General features: G+C 42.7%; 15 protein-coding genes. 7 read left to right on the plus strand and 8 right to left on the minus strand.

Annotated elements, in window-relative coordinates; translation table 11 throughout:
- Positions 1 to 69 precede the first annotated feature (69 nt).
- The gene (locus DKT75_RS18785; RefSeq protein ID WP_109825684.1) at positions 70 to 945 is read left to right on the plus strand and encodes a LysR family transcriptional regulator; all 876 of its coding nucleotides are present in this window, start codon (positions 70 to 72) and stop codon (positions 943 to 945) included.
- Positions 946 to 1095: 150 nt separating this feature from the next.
- Positions 1096 to 1935, plus strand: a complete 840-nt coding sequence (locus DKT75_RS18790; RefSeq protein WP_109825686.1) for a protein-tyrosine phosphatase family protein — start codon at positions 1096 to 1098, stop codon at positions 1933 to 1935.
- Positions 1936 to 1954: 19 nt separating this feature from the next.
- Here DKT75_RS18790 and DKT75_RS18795 read toward each other — a convergent pair whose 3' ends face one another.
- On the minus strand, positions 1955 to 2665 hold the full coding sequence (locus DKT75_RS18795) for a rhomboid family intramembrane serine protease (RefSeq protein ID WP_109825688.1): 711 nt from the start codon (positions 2663 to 2665) through the stop codon (positions 1955 to 1957).
- Positions 2666 to 2905: 240 nt separating this feature from the next.
- Between DKT75_RS18795 and DKT75_RS18800 the strand changes: the two genes are divergently transcribed.
- Together DKT75_RS18800 and DKT75_RS18805 are read left to right on the plus strand one after the other, a co-directional pair.
- On the plus strand, positions 2906 to 3559 hold the full coding sequence (locus DKT75_RS18800) for a peroxiredoxin (protein ID WP_109825690.1): 654 nt from the start codon (positions 2906 to 2908) through the stop codon (positions 3557 to 3559).
- Between the two features lie 249 nt (positions 3560 to 3808).
- Complete coding sequence (locus DKT75_RS18805; RefSeq protein WP_146201407.1) at positions 3809 to 4072, plus strand: hypothetical protein; 264 nt, start codon at positions 3809 to 3811, stop codon at positions 4070 to 4072.
- 25 nt (positions 4073 to 4097) lie between these two features.
- Here the strand turns inward: DKT75_RS18805 and DKT75_RS18810 are convergent, their stop codons facing one another.
- Complete coding sequence (locus DKT75_RS18810) at positions 4098 to 4529, minus strand: MarR family winged helix-turn-helix transcriptional regulator (protein WP_109825694.1); 432 nt, start codon at positions 4527 to 4529, stop codon at positions 4098 to 4100.
- Positions 4530 to 4533: 4 nt separating this feature from the next.
- Positions 4534 to 4824: a putative quinol monooxygenase gene (locus DKT75_RS18815; protein WP_109825696.1), complete on the minus strand. Its 291-nt coding sequence runs from the start codon at positions 4822 to 4824 to the stop codon at positions 4534 to 4536.
- Positions 4825 to 5017: 193 nt separating this feature from the next.
- Here DKT75_RS18815 and DKT75_RS18820 point away from each other — a divergent pair, with 193 nt between their 5' ends.
- From DKT75_RS18820 to DKT75_RS18830, 3 genes are all read left to right on the plus strand, one after another.
- On the plus strand, positions 5018 to 6466 hold the full coding sequence (locus DKT75_RS18820) for an FAD-dependent oxidoreductase (protein WP_109825698.1): 1449 nt from the start codon (positions 5018 to 5020) through the stop codon (positions 6464 to 6466).
- A 128-nt stretch (positions 6467 to 6594) separates the two neighbouring features.
- A complete protein-coding gene (locus DKT75_RS18825; protein WP_109825700.1) occupies positions 6595 to 6996 on the plus strand; it encodes a hypothetical protein in 402 nt (133 codons plus the stop codon).
- Positions 6997 to 7128: 132 nt separating this feature from the next.
- On the plus strand, positions 7129 to 7332 hold the full coding sequence (locus DKT75_RS18830; protein WP_109825702.1) for a hypothetical protein: 204 nt from the start codon (positions 7129 to 7131) through the stop codon (positions 7330 to 7332).
- A gap of 132 nt (positions 7333 to 7464) precedes the next feature.
- Here DKT75_RS18830 and DKT75_RS18835 read toward each other — a convergent pair whose 3' ends face one another.
- The 5 genes from DKT75_RS18835 to cydD all read right to left on the minus strand — a co-directional run bounded on the left by DKT75_RS18835 (position 7465) and on the right by cydD (position 14716).
- Positions 7465 to 8547 carry a class I mannose-6-phosphate isomerase gene (locus DKT75_RS18835; RefSeq protein ID WP_109825704.1) on the minus strand — a complete coding sequence of 361 codons (1083 nt, stop codon included), beginning with the start codon at positions 8545 to 8547 and terminating at the stop codon, positions 7465 to 7467.
- 15 nt (positions 8548 to 8562) lie between these two features.
- The gene (locus tag DKT75_RS18840; RefSeq protein WP_109825707.1) at positions 8563 to 10041 is read right to left on the minus strand and encodes a mannitol dehydrogenase family protein; all 1479 of its coding nucleotides are present in this window, start codon (positions 10039 to 10041) and stop codon (positions 8563 to 8565) included.
- Positions 10042 to 10448: 407 nt separating this feature from the next.
- The gene (locus DKT75_RS18845) at positions 10449 to 11156 is read right to left on the minus strand and encodes a Crp/Fnr family transcriptional regulator (RefSeq protein ID WP_109825710.1); all 708 of its coding nucleotides are present in this window, start codon (positions 11154 to 11156) and stop codon (positions 10449 to 10451) included.
- Positions 11157 to 11219: 63 nt separating this feature from the next.
- A complete protein-coding gene (cydC, locus tag DKT75_RS18850; RefSeq protein WP_109825713.1) occupies positions 11220 to 12896 on the minus strand; it encodes a thiol reductant ABC exporter subunit CydC in 1677 nt (558 codons plus the stop codon).
- Entirely contained in the window at positions 12893 to 14716 is a 1824-nt protein-coding gene (gene cydD, locus DKT75_RS18855; RefSeq protein ID WP_109825716.1) for a thiol reductant ABC exporter subunit CydD, read from the minus strand. Before cydD ends, cydC begins: the two co-directional genes overlap by 4 nt.

The following is a 14716-nucleotide window of genomic DNA, read 5'->3' on the forward strand; positions in this document are numbered from 1 at the left end:
GCAGCATTGACAACAATATAGTGAAATGGCAAATTACTATTGCCATATAGCAACAATAGAGAAGGTGTTATGGATAATTTCGAAGGCATTATTGAGTTTGTCAGTGTTGCCGAGAGTCAGGGGTTTTCTGCGTCAGCTAAACAGCTTGGCTGTAGTACTAGTCATGTGAGTCGCCAAATCTCTAAATTAGAGAAGCGATTAGGCTGTGCTTTGTTTGCAAGGACGACTCGTTTAGTCAGCCTGACACCCATTGGTTTAAACTATTACCACCAATGCAGAGATCTGGTGACGGGACTTCATCAAGCCAATGAGCAAGTCACGACTCAACAACTGACACTCGTGGGTACTTTACGTATCAGTGCAGCGGGTACGTTTGCTGAGCAGCAAGTCGCTCCTGCGCTTATGCAATTTGCTTTGCTACATCCTGAGTTATCCATTGAAATCGACTTTAACAGTCGAAATGTTAACCTTGTTGAGGACGGCATCGACTTTGCCATTCGCTACGGTAAGTTAGAAGACTCGGGCTTAGTCGCACGTAAATTACAAGCTCACCCAATGATGGCGGTCGCAAGTAAAGGCTACATAGAACAGTACGGTGAGCCTAAAAACCCTAATAGCCTAAAAAATCATAGCTGCATTATTGCTAATAATGATCACTGGTTATTTGAGCATGACGGCCAACCACAGAATATAAAAGTGCAGGGTAGGTGGAAGAGTAATAATGCACATGCGGTAGTGAATGCTTGTGAGCACGGTTTGGGCATTGCTTATATGCCGCAGCATAACTTCTTACCGTCAGTTGAGCGTGGTGATTTGGTGTCGGTACTTAAAGATTATTGGCACAGTGACTCGCACAGTTGGGTGGTGTATCAGAACCGACGCTTTCTACCGATGCGGGCACGTATGGCGATTGATTACTTGGTTGAGAACCTTTCCAAGCCTTAAAGCTTGTTGGTATCGAACTCTTTGTATAGAAAGTACCACTAATAAATAGTTGATTAACTCCATTAACAACATGCAGTAGAGATCAAGGTACATTCAAGATATCCTCTTCGTCCGTGACACTCCGTGTTTTAGTAATATATAGATGAATCTATGAGTAATAAATTGAGTCCTGTAGAGCAACTAATGGCTATAAAAGGCGAAGCAGAGAGCATTGCGTATGACTCTGAGCGTGATCGTTTTAATATGCCTCATGCGGCTGAGACGAACATTAGTAATGCGTTAAATGCGAACCGTATTGTTATAGATGGAAAGGATTTTGCCATTGCGACTCAGTTCCCACTTGATCAGCAGATAGAAGCTCAACTTCAATTGCTGATAGACAACCAGACGCCCGTGTTAGTTGTTTTAGCGAGTATAAATGATATTCAGAATAATCAATTGATTGAGTACTTTAAAGGCTCAGCCACTTATGGCGCCATCCAAACACAGTCTAAGTTTTTAGATTACGTTGATCTAGATAGCATCATAGAAGCGAAAATATTTAATTTGTCGGTTAGTGGCTATAAAGAGTCATTAGAAATACAGGTAATCCATGTCCATAACTGGCCTGATCATCGAACAGTAAGTACCGAAGTGACTACAAATTTAGTGTCATTAATCGAGTCTAAGATTGAACAGAGCATGACTGCGTTTAAAAAAGATCAGAGCCCAACAATAAGTGATTTAGCGAAAGCACTGCCTGTCATGCATTGTAAAGCAGGGGTAGGCCGTACAGGTCAGACACTCGCGGCAATGGCAATGAAACAGTTTCCTGAGTTATCGTTGGCTTCGATTATTAAAGACTTAAGACGGTCGCGTAATAACAAAACCATTCAAACACCTCAGCAAATGAAGACGCTGATGGAGCTGGATGAGATGCGCTCCAAGTCTCAAGCAAAGACACAGAAAAAACAGTCACGTTCGTGGCGCTCATTATTTGGTAAAAAATAGTACTCCTGAAAGTCTGTTATTAAGAGTGCTTAGGAAGCAGATAGCGCCAGTAAAGCACTATAAGCATCCCAATAAGCGCACCTCCTAAATGGGCAGAGTGTGCGACCATAAAACGGCCAAACGGCGAAAAGCCTGTTAGTTGTAATATTAAGTCGATGCTTACTAATCCCAGAACAAAGTACTTGGCTACTATTGGGAATGGGAGCAAACGAAATGACACCTTTGCGTTGGGATAGCGCATTCCAAGCGCAACGATTACCCCATATAAAGCACCGGAAGCGCCAACGACTTCTGTTCGGTACATGCGAGATAACTGACGAGTCATGGTTTGATAAGTGTAATTCCCTGAAAGTGCTTGAACATTGCTTTCAAGCGCTTCAATAGCACTAACTATTGCAAGCCCTTTTGAGTATTCGTAACCCTCGACCAAGGTGTAGATAACTCCTGAGCCAATACCTGCCAAAATATAAAGTATTACAAATCGTTTGCTGCCAAACGCCCGCTCTACAGCGCAGCCAAAGAAGAATAGCCCCGCCATGTTTAAGGTGAGGTGCATCACCCCATGGTGCATAAACATACCCGTGAGATATTGCCAAACCGCGTATTTTTCATTGGCCGGTAAGTACAAGCCGAGCAGTTCAGTCATATCGTAAGGCATCACACGGCTGAATAAAAACAGTGCAATATTAATCACTATTAAAATACGTACAGCGGGTGTCATATTGTTCATAAAATAGCAGTCGACTTGATTGGGGTATTTTTCGTTTTTAGTAGTACGACACAGGACAAATGCATCAGTACTTAACGTTGTTAGTTGTTAAATCTAACTATACCTGCTGTCTACAGTTTGTGGGTAATACGGATAGTTAACGATTAGCAATTATATTTACCTTACTTGATAAATATCAATGTGCTCAATATAGGGCAGACTATAGTTAAAGGCTAATAACCTACAACCGAGTATAAAATTATGTCTATTCGTATTAATGATGTTGCACCTGATTTCACTGTAGATTCAACGGCAGGTGAGCTTAACCTTCACGATTGGATTGGCGACAGCTACGCGATCCTTTTCTCACACCCTAAAGATTTTACGCCTGTATGTACGACAGAGTTTGGTGCTGTTTCTCAACTAGTACCAGAGTTTAACAAGCGTAACACTAAGGTTATGGGCGTATCTGTAGACACTGTTGAAGAGCATGTGAAGTGGAAGCGTGACATTGAGTCTTTTTCTGGTGCTCCTGCTGATTTCCCAATCATCGACGACACGACTTTGTTTGTGTCTAAGCTTTATGACATGTTACCCGCTGATGCATACATGCCAGACGGTCGTACACCTGCTGATAGCGCAACTGTACGTACTGTTTTCATCATTGGGCCAGACAAGAAAGTTCGTCTAACGATGTCATACCCTATGGCTGTTGGCCGTAACTTTGCTGAGATTTTACGTGCGCTAGATGCAATCCAAATTACAGATGGTGCGTCAATTGCAACACCTGCAAACTGGGTACCAGGTCAAGACGTGATCGTTGGTCTTGGTTTAAGTGATGAGCAAGGTAAAGAGCAGTTCGGCGACCTAGATATCAAACTGCCTTACCTACGTTTCGCTAAAGCGCCTAAGTAAGTCATTATTTATTAAATAAGACTTACTGAGAACGTCAGCGTTAATTGTAACTAGCAACTGTGAAGGGTCTAGTAAAACAATTAGCGCTGGCGTTTTTGCGTTTAAAGGCTGGTAATTTCTTTGTCATAGTCCATAACTTTAGCCGCCCAATCCCAATGTTTACTGACGGCCTCACTATTATGCTTAAATAGACGTAACTAAGTCGCATTAAAGCATGCTTTTTTCATGAAAAGAGTTAAGGGTAATTTGATGTCTTGTTGGGAATATGAAATTACTAATTGTGAGCATGATGAGTTGATGTTGTATATGGAAATGAAAAAGAGGGACCATGGAGTCATTATAAAGATGAATGAGCACCCTCAATCACAAGGTACTGATATTACGATTAATAGTTTAGTGGATTATTTAAGGTATAAAGGAAACGTCGAAAATATTCGCACTTGGATTGCTAAAAATCACCCTGATCAATACGCTAAATTTGAGCAGCTTTACCCAGATGGTAGTGAGTGGTAGCCATGTACAATATTTTCTTTCGTATTCAACCCATCAGTTTATTAATTTCGCTGAAATAACCGGGAAGGACTTCTGATAAGCATGAAGCACCTTTTTCAGTTAGCGCTATTTTCTTTGATCTCTTATCCTCTTCATCATTACTTGAAGTAAGTAAACCATCTTCAACTAACTTTTTTAGTGTCCTTGTTAAGACTGGTCTTGATACATCAAGCCGTGTGGCTATTTCGTGAGCATAAAGACTACTTCTATTTGCTTCACGATCAATAACGATAAGTATCAAAAATCTAAGCTGAGAAAGATTATGAGCTGAGAAATAGGTTTCTATATTTCTTACTAATAGACTAGCTTTTCTCATTACCCTGAGAGCTTCTTCGATCGAATCTTTTTCATGAGTAGATAAATGACCTGTATATTTATCTATCATTGCCTTTGTTGGCAATTCCTTTAAAAAGAACACGCCCTTATGCTAGTTTCATAAGCTTAGTAATTTCTGGTGTTACAGCTAACCAAGATTTGTACGCTTCAAAAACAGCTTTTGTGTAATCCATCGAATGATGAAGCTCTAGAGCCTCATCACTAGCCCACTCTTCGTATAAATATAAACTACCACTTCCATCTTGATGAAGTGTGAACTCTATGCAACCAGATTCATTGCGAGTTTGTGGGATAATTTCTGTGATGGCGTCTCTTGCAGCGTCAAAAAATTCATTCTTTGGAGTTATCTTTGCAAAGATAAAAGTGTGCTTATTCATGACTTTGTCTCGTTTGATTTAAATATAGTTACCATGATAACTAGTTTAAATGCCAAGTCAATTGAAACTAGGTACTTTTACGTTAACCCTTTTATGCTTCATTTAATTTGAAACTGAGCTGTGATATCACTGTTTCTATATCACTACCTCGTAAATCTGATATCGTTCACCAAACTAATCGGAAGTGAACATCTTGGAAAATAAAGAGACTTGCTGGATTATTTGTCCAGAATGTCAGGGGCGTGGCAAAAAGAACAAAAGACTCAGAAAAAAAGTGAAGCTCCGCTTTCAACGTGAGTTAGAAACCTTTGAGAAGTCGAATAAAGAAGGGCCTGCGCCTGTTCGTCCTGTCGGTCACTTAGACGCTTGTTCAAACTGTTCCGGCTCAAGCCTGATTCCTGCTGCAAACTACCCACTACCCGATAAAGAAAACTATCCCCATGTTGCCATCATCGGCGGAGGAATAGGGGGGGGTGCGCTAGCTACTTCCTGTTTACACCGAGGCATTCCTTTTACGCTGTATGAGCGAGATAATGGTTTTGAAGCCCGTTCTCAGGGTTATGGACTGACTCTACAACAAGCGAGTAAAGCGATTGAAGGGTTAGGCATTTTTGCATTAGATAAAGGCGTGATTTCTACACGACACGTCGTTCACACAACCGATGGCAAAGTCATCGGCGAGTGGGGCATGAGAAAGTGGCTGGAGTCAGACGCGAAAACATCGGTGAAGCGAACTAATATTCATATTGCCCGACAGTCTTTACGTTTAGCGCTACTGGAACAACTCGATGGCGATGATGCAATAAAGTGGGGGCACCAACTCGTCGAATTTAAGGAAGGCCAGAACAAAGGTGATGCCGCTGAGTTAACGTTTGAAGTTAATGGCACACTTAAACACGCCAAGGCAGATATTATTGTAGGTGCTGATGGGATTCGCAGTACCGTAAGACGTTTATTAATCGGTGAGGACGTTAGTCCATTACGCTACCTCGGTTGTATTGTCATCTTAGGTATTTGCCCATTAGCTGCACTTGATGGTCTTGAGAGTGAGCTACTAGACTCAGCCACCGTGTTTCAAACTGCTAATGGCAATGAGCGTATTTACATGATGCCTTATGACTCAGAGTCAGTCATGTGGCAGCTAAGCTTCCCAATGCCAGAAGATGAGGCTAAAGCATTAAGTACGCTAGGAGTGAAAGCACTTAAACAGGAAGCGTGTCGTAGAACGCAGTGGCACGATCCTATTCCTCAGATATTGTCGGCTACACTAGAGTCAAATATTACGGGTTACCCTGTATATGATCGTGCATTGCTTGCATCAGAGTTATTGGAAAAAGCGCAACAAGTCACCTTGATCGGTGATGCGGCTCACCCTATGAGTCCATTTAAAGGACAGGGTGCTAATCAAGCATTGTTAGATGCGTTAGCGCTGGCTCGTGCTATTTCTAAGGGTTGTGGTCCTTATAAACAATGGCGAGGAGAGGGAATTAGGAAAAGTGTATTAACGGAATTTGAATCAGAAATGCTAGAACGCAGTGCGGCCAAAGTTAAGGACTCTGCTGATGCTGCTGAGTTTTTGCATTCTGACGCTGTACTACACGAAGGGGATGAGCCGAGAGGTCGCAGTCTAAAGAAAGGGTGACAACGTTAGATGTTGGCAGCGTATGCCTAATTGACTTGATACCTTTCATTTTGAAAAATTCGTTTCAGTGGCGTAGTTTGATAACATACAGTTTAGAATTAATTATAACCATAAATCAGGTAAACACTATGCGTGGAGCAGGCGGTTCAGACGGTGGACTCATGTCGTTTTTTGTTGGACTAATCATGATGTGTACGGGTTTCTATATGTTACTAAGCTCAATCGTTATTCGTTCCCGATTTGGCTTTGGAAGTAGCATTTTTAACGCAGGTGGCTTGAATATTACCGGCGGTATGATTATGATTCCGTTTATCTTTGGTGTCGGTTTTATCTTTTATAACTCAAAGAGTTATTTAGGCTGGATACTGGCTGGTGGGTCTGTCGCTTCACTTATCTTCGGTGCTATTGCTAGCGTAAACTTTAGCTTCCAACGCATGTCAGCGTTTGATTTGATCGTCATTCTTGTATTGGCTTTTGGTGGTTTAGGACTGTTTTTGAAGTCACTTTACCCGAGTAAAAGCAGTCGATAAGCGCTAACAATTTATATAATTCCTGTATAATGTCGACCCATACGTATTTAGTAGTGCCTTTTCATAGATAAATCAGTTATTTATGCAGAAAATAAGGCGCTACGTTTATTAATTATAAGTTGGTTACAACAGATGACTCAAAAACAAACACTACTAAAAGAAATAAATGACATGAAAGCTCAGCTAGCTGACTCTAAAAGAGGCGCTGAAAGCTGGAACTCAAAGCGTACAAAGACAAATGGAATTGCTTTTTCGTCAAAGCTAACGACTCAGTCACTAGAAGCAAAAATTAAAGTACTAAGTGAAGAGCTTAGAGTGCTTCAAAACGCAAAGTAATGAATACCTGTTTTGTGTCATTAACCTCAGTAATCTGAGATTAAACGTCTTTCAAGACGGGACACACAACGCATAAAAAAGGCGCCCTTAGTAGGCGCCTTTTTTTGGTCTAAATATTACCTCATCCAGTTATTACTTAACTGCTGGCGGGTAACACTCAAGAATCTCAACACCTGCTTCAGAGCTAATAGTCGCGGCATCAACACCTGCTGGACAGAGAAATCGGTCTAACTTATTAAGCTTAGTCGTCTCTTCACCAATCGTAATCGTACATTCGCCTTTCACTACGATACCGATATAAAAGTCATCTTCAGCTTTATCAACTGTTCCATTGATCGTCGACTTCTTAACGCGGAACTTGTCCGTCGCAGACTCATCAATCAATGTTTCCTGAAATGACGTGTCAGAGTAATTACGCGCAGGATGTGGTTGCTGATAGAACTTCTCAATCGCTTCTGCGACTGATAACTGTGTGAAGTCAAACACATCCATACAGAACTCTAGGTCACGCTTCATGAAACGCGCAGACTCAGGCATCGTGTAACCGGCTTTTGTAAATTCAAATCGTACAGCCCAGTCAGAAGGCTCCATGATCTCAACCATCAAAATACCTTCACCAATCGCATGAGGTGAGCCGCCAGGGATAAATAAGCAATCACCCGCTTTTACAGGGACTTTCTCAAAACACTTTTCCATTGCGTCAATGTCTTGAGACTCAATCATTTCCTTAAACGCTTCGCGGGTTGGCGGGTGCTGGAAGCCAACATAAACGTAAGGGTCATGACCTTCACGCACATCTAGGATGTAATAACCTTCAGCCTTACCATGGTCGCTGTCTAGGAACTCACGCGCGAACTCAGCTGTCGGGTGCGCTTGAAAGTGCAAACGAACCGATGAGTCTAAAAACTTCACTAGTAGCATTGGGTTTAGCTTAAATGCTTCTGTGTGCTTTGCGCCTAAGAAGTAACTAGGATCTAACTTAAGTAGCTCATCAAAACGGATAGTGTCTTCACCAACAACCGCATGAGAAACACCTTCAACGATGTGTTCTCTATCAGGGTTTAGTGCTTGTGTTGTTGAACCAATCCAGTCTTCAGGGAAGTGAGTATCTTCTGGTACTTCCTTGTTTTCCATCTGATCCAGAATCATGCCACCTGTGTAGGTGCGCCATACGCGGTTTGGTGGGAAACGAACGAGCTTGTTTGTGTAATTCATAATAATTCCGCGTATTTAAAGAGTGGATTGGAGCGTTTTAACAACAACGGCTTGAGCGCCAAATTGTTTCAATTGATCGACAGCGTTGGTAAGGGTGCTTACAAACGTCTTGTTCGTGATTAAGTCTGTGCCAAAGATATTGCTTAAACCGAGTAGGGCAAGCACGATTTCGTCAGCGGTTTCCGCACCGCTATAAGCTTCTCTAAGCTGTTCGATCATAGGGTCGTTAACAATGATTTTTTCGCCTTTTTCATCTTGCTCACCGACATAAACCATCCAGCCAGCCATACCCAGAATCAACCAAGGCGTTGGCGTGCCGTTTTCTAGGTGGAAACGAAGTGATTCACACATGCGTTGTGGCAATTTCTGACTACCGTCAGTAGCGATCTGGTATGTCTCATGCTTGATATTTGCGTTTGAAAAACGTGAAATTAGCATATTTGCGTATGCGCTAAGGTTTGTACCTTCAGGCATTGATAATGTCACTGCTTGCTCATCCAACATGAGCTTTAGTGTCGCACTACGGAAGGCGTCATCAGCCATTGTTTGGTAGATGTAGCGGTAACCACCCAAATAACCTAGATAGGCTAAGAATGAGTGACTACCATTAAGTAGACGAAGCTTCATGTCTTCAAAGGGTCTAACGTCTTTAACGAACGTTGCGCCGGCAGCATCCCACTCGGGTCTGCCGTTGACGAAATCGTCTTCGATAACCCACTGGGAGAATGACTCACAAACGATACCACAAGGGTCATTAACGCCTAGGTGTTCGGTTAGCTCGGTAAAGCTTTCGTCGGTGATTGCAGGAACGATGCGATCAACCATTGTGCAAGGGAAGGTGACGTTCTGCTCAATCCATGCACCCAGTGTTTTATCAAGCTGGTTTGCGTAATCAAGAATGACTTGTTTAGCAACACGACTGTTGTCAGGTACGTTGTCACAAGACATTACCGTAAACGGTGTGATTGACGCTTCTTTACGTATGCGCAGTGCTTCGACAATATAACCAATGGCAGACTTAGGACTTTGTGGTTCTGCTAGGTCAGCGATGATCAATGCGTTATTTAGGTCTAAGTGACCTGTACTTAAATCAGCACAATAGCCTTTCTCAGTAATCGTTAACGAGACGATAGCGACTTGAGGCTCTGCCATTTTATCTAAAACGGCCTGTGTGCCGTCTAGCTTAGGATGTACTGACTCGACCACTGAGCCACTGATTTTTGCAGTGATGGTGTCTGTGTCTTTTTCTAATACTGAGTAGAGGTGATCTTGAGCACGTAGCTGCTTAATGAGATCAACACCAAATAAACTAATCTCACAGATTCCCCAGTCTAAGCCTGTTTTTTCTAGCATTTCACTGGTGTATAAACCTTGATGCGCTCTATGGAATGCGCCAAAACCAATGTGGACAATTCGGGACTTTAAAGCTGACCTATCGAAACTCGGGCGTACAACTTGAGTTTTCAATTCGGTATTCGAGATATTTTGGCCCACGATTTGCCTCCTATGGTTTAAATTTCAGGTAATATTAGAGCATCGTTTTCAATGCAGTGCCTAGTATATTACTTAATGACTACAGTATGAATAGAAAAGGTAGTAGTGGTGAACGAAAATGGTATTCCAATAGGATTATTGGCTGACAAAGAAGCTTCATTACTAACAGATATATAAAAATTGCATAGGCTAATTGAGAAGTACGGACTTCCGAATGATGACTTTCGAAAGGAGTATAAGAACTATGCTAATGAAGACTTTGAAAATTTTATTGAGATTCAGGTATGGGATGGCTCGTCGCTGGATTGGCTCAAAAACCTGCCTTAGAAGCTCTGATTACCTGACTTTTAACGCTATAGGGCGGATTAAAGTGACTAAGCAATTACCAACGATTGTGAAGTTGAAGCTTATTTAGAATAACCATCAACCACTTGGTTTAACCCGTCAGAATCAACTAATCGGACAGTGCTACGGGTGTCTTCAATATAGCCTTTGCGCTTCCAGTCAGATAAAAACCGACTCACTGTTTCAACGGTTAACCCTAATAGCTCTGCTATTTCAGTACGAGACAATGGTAAATCTATCCACTGGCCTTGCTCTGTATCTTTACACCATTTAAGCAAGAAGCTGGCGAGGCGCTCTGGTGCTTTCTTTGCACCCAAATCCAACAGCATGTTTTCCGCAGCTCTCAAACCCTGAATCCAGCCTTGCATCATGGCTTTATCAACCGAAGGATTATTGATACGAATTCTCTCTAAACCTGACATGGGTAGTTTACAAATTTCAATGTCTGTCAGTGCTAAAGCAGTATGGTTATGATTTTCGTTAGCCAAACCATCAAAACCAAATAGCTCTCCGTGACCAATAATTCGCACGATTTGGATGCGACCATCGGGTAAGGATTTAGTGAGTTTGATTAAGCCTTTGCGCAAAGTATAGGTATGTGTTGGTGCATCACCTTCAGAATAAATGACTTCATTATGCGTTAAAGTGAGAATAGATGTGCGAAAGTCACCTATAACTTCTGGTAGTTTATCTTCAGGGATGTCTGCAAAAATACTGCGATAGCGGATAGGACAGGTCTGACAGTTGCCTTTACCTTGTAGTTTTGCCATGTTTCCCCAGACTCCCAAACGCACCCGCGTAACTATTAATTCGAGGGTATAGGATAGTCTAGATTATTGGTCTTTTACAATATGCCCCTGTTCTAATTGAACTATTTGATCCATATTCTCAAGCCCAACCAAGTGATGAGTGATCAATATTAAGGTCTTACCTTTAGCATTTTCACTAATCGCTTGAAGCATTTTCTGCTCAGTGACACTGTCTAAGCCTTCACCTGGCTCATCCAAAATCAATACCGACGCAGGCTTTAATAGCGCACGCGCAATACCTAATCGACGAATCTGCCCGCCAGATAATTTATGCCCCGCTTCACCAATCCAAGTCTCATAGCCTTCGGGCAATGATTCAATAAACTCATGAATCTGTGACAACTTACACGCCTGTACAACTTCGTCATCAGTCGCATCACGCTTAGCCAATAACAAATTACGTTTGATGGTGCTGTTAAATAGGGTGCTTTGCTGTGTCGCTACGGCAAACTGTAAGCGTAAGTCTTCACCACTAAATTGCTCGATATTGACACCGTCCAATTGAATGCTGCCAGACTCGATAGGCCAAAAACGCATTAACGCATTGATCAATGTACTTTTACCAGAACCACTTGGACCAACAATCGCAAGGTGAGTACCTTGGGGAATGCTGAGACTAATAGACTCTAGCGCATTGATTTGGCTAATTGGGTAGCACAGACTGGCATTGTCTATTTCAATATCGAACCGTTCCGGCATAACCGCTGGAGTAACAGGCTCAATTACTGCTGGTTTTGTATCCACTATCTCGAATAAGCGCCGAGCTGCAGCCAGCGTACCGGGGAGTGTTTGAAATGCTAGAGGCAACGGTAAAATCGCCTCAAAACTAGCGAGCGCAAATAACGCAAGCATGGGTAGATTTGCCGGGGCAAGATTACCTGATGTCACCATTGGAATAGCCACAATCAACATCAACCACATTGTCAAATTGGCGCATAAACCAAGTGCTGAGGCTGAGCCGCCATTCAATTTTGCTAAGTGCTGTTGATCATCTAACAACTGATCACTGAGCGCATTCACACGCTCAGTTTGCTTAACTGCCGCACCGTAAATCAATAACTCACTCATACCTTGCGTGCTATCAATAACCGCAGAGCGTAGTTCAGAATTGGTTTCAATTTGTCGTGTCGAGGCTTGCTGCGCTAGCTTGTTAACAAATAGCGGCACCACGATGCCTGCGATCATTAAAAACACCAGCTCGATTAAGGCTAATAAAGTACTGAACTGCAATAAGAACAATAGAATGATTAGACTGGTAATCGCGGCCACTAAGAGCGGCGCTAAAATTCGCAGATAGAAGTTCTCCAATGCATCAATGTCTGCACGGATACGACTTAACAAGTCACCACTTCGGTAATTTTGTAAAATAGCAGGTGCAAGCGGCTCAAGGTGCTCATAAAACCAAGTTCGCAATGTGGCTAACAGTCGGAATGTGGCTTCATGCGTTACTAGGCGCTCACCGTAACGACTCGCAGTACGCGCGATAGCAAACCCACGGATACCAGCAGCAGGGGTGAAGTAATTAACACTCGCTCCCGAAATACCCGCCATCGCCATGGTCGCGATAAACCAGCCAGACAGTGCCATCAAACTGATATTGGCAATAATAGTAATCAACGAAAGCAGGGTGCCTAACAACATCCAGCCGTACCAAGGACGCATCAGTATTAGAAGTCGCTTGGTGACTTGCCAGTTACTCATAGTGCACCTTCTTGAAATCGTGACACCATTTCTTTGTACAATGGCTGTTCTGCAAGTAGCGCTTCATGAGTGCCTACCGCCAGTATTTCACCAGCATCTAGCAATACAATACGATCCGCTTGCTCAACCGTATTTAAACGATGTGCAATACTAATCACCGTACGATTCTCAGACAGTCTCTTTAAACTCTGGCGAATCTTCTGCTCACTTTCTTGGTCAAGATGTGCCGTCGGCTCATCTAACAACATCACAGGCGCATCTTTTAGAAATGCGCGTGCTAGTGCGATTCGTTGAATTTGCCCACCCGATAAACCTGCGCCACGCTCTCCGACATGCGTGTCGTACCTATTTGGAAGTGATTCTATATAATCTGAAATTTGTGCAGCGTTAGCGGCCGCTTCCATTGCTGGCTGGTTGGCGTCGTCTTGGCCTAAATAAATGTTATCTCGAACCGAGCCATGGAATAAATGCGCTTTCTGTGGCATCCAAGCGATTTGCTTACGCCATGCTTCGAGGTGTTGAGGTTGTAGTAGTGTGTTATTAATTTGAATCTCACCAGATTGTGGCGTGATAAACCCTAATAACAAATTCATTAGCGTGCTTTTACCTGCACCACTCCCGCCAACAATAGCAATTTTCTCATTAGGCTTTATTCTGAGGCTAATATTTTTAAGTGCAGGGCGGCCAACTTCATAGTCAAAACTAACCCCGTTGAAATCAATGCTGACAGAGCCTGATGTATTAAGTTGGCTAGATGCATCTCGTTCACTAGAAGTGGCAGTGTTCACCTGTTCCGTTGTCTTTGTTGATGATTTGAGATCAACAGTAGGAGCTAGTTTCGGGTCAGAAACTGAGTCCCCAAGTACTTCAACCATCTTCTCAGCCGCACCAATCGCTTCCATTCGTGCGTGATAATGCGTTCCCATATTGCGCAACGGCAAATAAAACTCCGGTGCCAATAGCAACGCAAAGAACCCAAAAAAGAAGTCCATTTCACCATACATCAAACGGAAACCAATGATCACCGCGACCATCGCAATACTCACCGTTGATAAAAACTCCAACAGCAGTGATGACAAAAATGCCACACGTAATACTGACATCGTACTACGACGATAATCATCTGAAATTTTTGCAATGACCTTTGCTTCACGACGGCTCGCATTAAACAACTTAAGCGTCGTTAAACCCTGAATCATATCCAGAAAGTGCGCACTCATACGTGCCAGCTTGCGCCATTGCTTCTTATTAAGCCGTTCAGTGCCTTTACCAATCATGATCATAAAGAACGGAATCAATGGTGCTGTCACCATTAAGATTAGTCCTGAAATCCAATCAATAGGAAAGATAAACACAAGAATTGATAAAGGAATTAACGCTACTAATGACATAACTGGGAGGTATCGTGCGTAGTAATTTTCAAGCGCATCAACACCGTCAACGAGCGTGTTGACCAACTCGCCACTGCGTTCATCATTTAATAATAGCGGGCCACCATCAAACAATCGTTGATGTAACCTTTTACGTACGTCACGTTTGACCCGCATGGCCGCTATAACAGCCGTTTGCTCCGACGCCCAGTTTAGTGCAGCGCGAAGTAAAAATATGGCCAGTAATGCAGCGAGATAGAGAACGACATCAGCAAGTGCTGCCTTCTCAAAAATCACTGCATTAATAATACTGGCAAGGCTCCAGGCCTGTGCGATAAGCAACAGACCTGAAAGCAAACCCAAACCCACTGACAGTTTCAAATATGAACCTGCCAATGGCTTTTGGGCCTTTAAAAATGCAGGGATAGCTGCATCAGTCACCTTAGACAT

It is taken from the genome of Leucothrix arctica (assembly GCF_003172895.1).
GTDB lineage: Bacteria > Pseudomonadota > Gammaproteobacteria > Thiotrichales > Thiotrichaceae > Leucothrix > Leucothrix arctica.

Bases quoted from the DNA above. Each gene is read 5' to 3' on its own strand.
- DKT75_RS18785 (WP_109825684.1), top strand. From the start codon at position 70: ATGGATAATTTCGAAGGCATTATTGAGTTTGTCAGTGTTGCCGAGAGT.
- DKT75_RS18790 (WP_109825686.1), top strand. From the start codon at position 1,096: ATGAGTAATAAATTGAGTCCTGTAGAGCAACTAATGGCTATAAAAGGC.
- DKT75_RS18795 (WP_109825688.1), bottom strand. From the start codon at position 2,665: ATGAACAATATGACACCCGCTGTACGTATTTTAATAGTGATTAATATT.
- DKT75_RS18800 (WP_109825690.1), top strand. From the start codon at position 2,906: ATGTCTATTCGTATTAATGATGTTGCACCTGATTTCACTGTAGATTCA.
- DKT75_RS18805 (WP_146201407.1), top strand. From the start codon at position 3,809: ATGTCTTGTTGGGAATATGAAATTACTAATTGTGAGCATGATGAGTTG.
- DKT75_RS18815 (WP_109825696.1), bottom strand. From the start codon at position 4,824: ATGAATAAGCACACTTTTATCTTTGCAAAGATAACTCCAAAGAATGAA.
- DKT75_RS18825 (WP_109825700.1), top strand. From the start codon at position 6,595: ATGCGTGGAGCAGGCGGTTCAGACGGTGGACTCATGTCGTTTTTTGTT.
- DKT75_RS18830 (WP_109825702.1), top strand. From the start codon at position 7,129: ATGACTCAAAAACAAACACTACTAAAAGAAATAAATGACATGAAAGCT.
- DKT75_RS18835 (WP_109825704.1), bottom strand. From the start codon at position 8,547: ATGAATTACACAAACAAGCTCGTTCGTTTCCCACCAAACCGCGTATGG.
- DKT75_RS18845 (WP_109825710.1), bottom strand. From the start codon at position 11,156: ATGGCAAAACTACAAGGTAAAGGCAACTGTCAGACCTGTCCTATCCGC.
- cydC (WP_109825713.1), bottom strand. From the start codon at position 12,896: ATGAGTAACTGGCAAGTCACCAAGCGACTTCTAATACTGATGCGTCCT.
- cydD (WP_109825716.1), bottom strand. From the start codon at position 14,716: ATGTCTAAGGTGACTGATGCAGCTATCCCTGCATTTTTAAAGGCCCAA.